Source organism: Dolichospermum sp. UHCC 0259 (assembly GCF_009711935.1).
GTDB lineage: Bacteria > Cyanobacteriota > Cyanobacteriia > Cyanobacteriales > Nostocaceae > Dolichospermum.
Window position 1 is genome coordinate 15,630 of sequence record NZ_VIKX01000291.1, and the last position, 2,717, is coordinate 18,346.

At 35.3% G+C, this 2,717-nt stretch carries 4 protein-coding genes; 2 read left to right on the forward strand and 2 right to left on the reverse strand.

Going from position 1 to position 2,717, the window contains the following annotated elements; genetic code table 11:
- Both FJR05_RS23895 and FJR05_RS23900 read left to right on the forward strand, forming a co-directional pair.
- On the forward strand, positions 1-321 hold a 321-nt coding region (locus FJR05_RS23895), incomplete at its 5' end, for a WD40 repeat domain-containing protein (RefSeq protein WP_168646416.1).
- Positions 322-712: 391 nt separating this feature from the next.
- On the forward strand, positions 713-1,411 hold the full coding sequence (locus tag FJR05_RS23900) for a C40 family peptidase (protein WP_168646417.1): 699 nt from the start codon (positions 713-715) through the stop codon (positions 1,409-1,411).
- A 428-nt stretch (positions 1,412-1,839) separates the two neighbouring features.
- Here FJR05_RS23900 and FJR05_RS23905 read toward each other — a convergent pair whose 3' ends face one another.
- A complete protein-coding gene (locus FJR05_RS23905; RefSeq protein ID WP_254447070.1) occupies positions 1,840-2,067 on the reverse strand; it encodes a hypothetical protein in 228 nt (75 codons plus the stop codon).
- Positions 2,048-2,533, reverse strand: a complete 486-nt coding sequence (locus FJR05_RS23910; RefSeq protein WP_168646418.1) for a PIN domain-containing protein — start codon at positions 2,531-2,533, stop codon at positions 2,048-2,050. The genes FJR05_RS23905 and FJR05_RS23910 overlap by 20 nt, the downstream gene beginning before the upstream one ends.
- Positions 2,534-2,717: the final 184 nt, after the last annotated feature.

Genomic DNA, 2,717 nt, shown 5'->3' on the forward strand with positions numbered 1-2,717 from the left:
TGGGTCTATAGTGTGAGTTTCAGCCCCGACGGCAAAACCATTGCTACGGCATCATCAGACAAAACAGCGCGGTTGTGGAACTTGCAAGGGCAACTAATTCAGGAATTTAAGGGGCATCAGGGTACAGTCTGGGGTGTGAGTTTCAGCCCCGACGGCAAAACCATTGCTACGGCATCCGATGACTATACAGCGCGGTTGTGGCCTGTGCGGAATTTAGATAGGGGAATTAAGGATGGTTGTGATTGGTTAAAGGATTATTTAAAAAATCCGGGTATTAATTTGAGTCCAGAGGAACGGCAGTTGTGTGATGATGTGAAATAGTCTGAATCAGGATATCCAGGATTTGAGGATTAACAGGATGTTTATTAGACCTCTTGTGGAAATTAGGTTTTCAGCTAAACAGGTTAAGGGTTTCAGATTCTTTTTCGGAGATGTCTATTGTATTATTACATTTATTACATTAGGTTGTTTATGCTTGAATCTTGTATCTCTTACGGCAGCCTTAGCCATACATTTTCATTTTGACAAAATGAGAATTTAAAGGTTAAACATAATAGTTTATTATCTCATCCTGAAAATCCTTAAATTCTGGACATCCTGATTCTGACAATATCAATTATCTCATCCTGAAAATCCTCAAATCCTGGACATCCTGATTCTGACAATAATTAATTATCTCATCCCATAAATCCTAATTCAGATAATATTAATCATGTCTTTAAACCTACCAATTCCCCATTCCCCAACAGCAGAATATTTCTGTAACACCAATCTAAATCTCTATGATTCTCCTGAATGTATCCGTTTAGCCACCCAAGCTGCCACAGGAAGACATTTACAAATAATATCAAATCATCCAGATACAGCCATAGAAGTCCGTTTATGTGAAGATGACTATCCAGGATGGTTATCTGTTCAAGATTTACAATTTCTCCAACCAACAGAAACCATATATCAACCCCAATTCATCTCAGCCGCAGAAATTCAACAACACATACCCGCAATTATCGCTTTTACCCAAGCCGCAAAACAACAAGATAATTATTACCTTTGGGGTGGCACAGTTGCACCTAATTATGATTGTTCGGGTTTAATGCAAGCAGCATTTGAATCTGTGGGTGTGTGGCTACCAAGAGACGCTTATCAACAAGAAGCTTTTACCCAACCAATTAATATTACTGAATTACAACCAGGAGATTTAATCTTTTTTGGAACTCCTCAAAAAGCCACTCACGTGGGATTATATTTAGGTAATAATTGCTATATTCACAGTTCAGGAAAAGAACAAGGACGCAACGGTATTGGAATTGACCAACTCTCAGAACAAGGGGATAAAGTTAGTCAGGTTTATTATCAACAATTACGCGGTGCTGGTAGAGTTGTGAAAAGTTATGAACCACAGGTGAGATAAAATGAAAGATGGTGAATGGTGGGATAATTTTCCTGCTGCTTTGAGACCAGCCTATCCCTTTGGGGAAGTTAACGAACCAATTTCACTTTGCGTATCAAAAAGCAATTGAATTTCTGTACCATTTGCGATATCAATTATTATCAGAAAATGCCGGAAATGAAATTTACACTTTAATTGAATTTTTAGATGCTTTAGGTTATCGTATTGCCTTATACCAAATTAATATGAAGCTGCATAGAATAATTTAACGCGGATGCACGCAGATAAACGCGGATAAAGACAGATAAATCAACGGATTTCAGGATTATGTGCAGCCTCACATAGAATTGGTATTAGTACCTAAAGAGTAAATCTTGTATAAAAATCGTTTCCATCTGTATGAATCAACCCTCAATAAAATGGACTAGATAATTTTTTCATGAACATTATTACTCTATTATTTCCTCATATTGATTAGAGTCTTCTATCTCAAGTTCTTTTATTTCTGTCAAAACATCTCTTAAATTTTTTTCATCTAGCCATTGATGACGTTCTTTGGTATAGTCTCCCTTACCAGGATTGAAATATTGAATAAACCGAATAGTATCGGTAATTCCTAGAGAGTTAATTAAAGCATTATAACCTTGTTTGATAATTTCATTTTGAGTTTTCATCATTGCTTTCCTCTGTTTGTATTAATTCTGTCAACCATTGAACCGGATTATTAATTGTGATGTTTATTAATTGATAATTTGTTTTGGCTTTTTTTAAAAGTCGGTCATCTGTAGTAAGAAATACATCAGCCTGACTTCTTTCTGCACTAGCAATGTGAGTAGCATCATAGCTAGGAAATCCTAATTGTTGGAGTTGGGCGGATCTGGTTTCGATAAAAGGGCTATTAATAACTTTTATTTTAGCAAGGGAGAGTAATTTTTGGACATTTTGTAGTCTATCTATGTCAGGTGTTTGGTTTAATTCGGCAATTAAAGCGCTACTGTTAATTAATTTCCAATTTCCTAATTGACATTGATTGAGAATTGTTATAATTGCTTGTGTTTCTAAGTAAATTCGGGATTGTGTTTGATCATCAAAGGGGCGATTTAAACAACAAGCATCTAAATATATTCTATATTGTTTGCTCATAAATTGATTCATCTATAAATTTCAATAGGAAGAAATCAAGGATATCAGATAAAATAATCATCTGTCCTCTTGGTGCATAAATTCCATGACCACATTTGGTGAAAATCCCTTTTCTCCCCAAGAAATAGCCAGCAATTCTCATTTTGAAAAAAATAAGATAAAATTATCTTAATTTAAGTAGAGA

Bases quoted from the DNA above. Each gene is read 5' to 3' on its own strand.
- FJR05_RS23900 (WP_168646417.1), top strand. From the start codon at position 713: ATGTCTTTAAACCTACCAATTCCCCATTCCCCAACAGCAGAATATTTC.
- FJR05_RS23905 (WP_254447070.1), bottom strand. From the start codon at position 2,067: ATGATGAAAACTCAAAATGAAATTATCAAACAAGGTTATAATGCTTTA.
- FJR05_RS23910 (WP_168646418.1), bottom strand. From the start codon at position 2,533: ATGAGCAAACAATATAGAATATATTTAGATGCTTGTTGTTTAAATCGC.